At 70.1% G+C, this 442-nt stretch carries 1 pseudogene; it reads left to right on the plus strand.

The features are described 5' to 3' along the window. Positions 1-157 precede the first annotated feature (157 nt). Positions 158-442: pseudogene (locus D3D02_RS19945) on the plus strand (hypothetical protein); the annotation flags it as partial.

Consider the following 442-nt stretch of genomic DNA (forward strand, 5'->3'; position numbering starts at 1 on the left):
AAACATAGCCGCCGGATTCGACTTAAGCGTTCCCTTTCAGCGCAGGTGTGATCCGCCGTACCGCGGCCCGGATCGACCGACGCGAACGGCCGCCGGGACCGAGCTCCCGGCGCGCTCGCCGCGCGGCAGTTAAGTCGCTCGCGGCGGGAGCGAGGGCATGGCCGACGGCGACGACAGACAGGCGACGTTCGGGTCGGACGGGAGCCTCGAAACCGAGACGACGCCGGACGCGACGGGCGAGAACGACTTCGGCGAGGAGAAGGAGCCGAACGAGACGGACGGCGGGTACAGCCGGTACGTCGTCTCCAGCCTCCTCCAGAAGGCGGTCCGGCGCTCCGACGAGGAGGTCGCGGCGTGGGCGGCCTGGGAGCTGGCCCGGTCCGGGTACGCCTGGAACCTCTGGGACCGTCTCAACCTCTACATCGTCGAGGACCTCCGGACC

This window comes from Halobellus sp. Atlit-38R (genome assembly GCF_003665925.1).
Classification (GTDB): domain Archaea; phylum Halobacteriota; class Halobacteria; order Halobacteriales; family Haloferacaceae; genus Haloquadratum; species Haloquadratum inordinatus.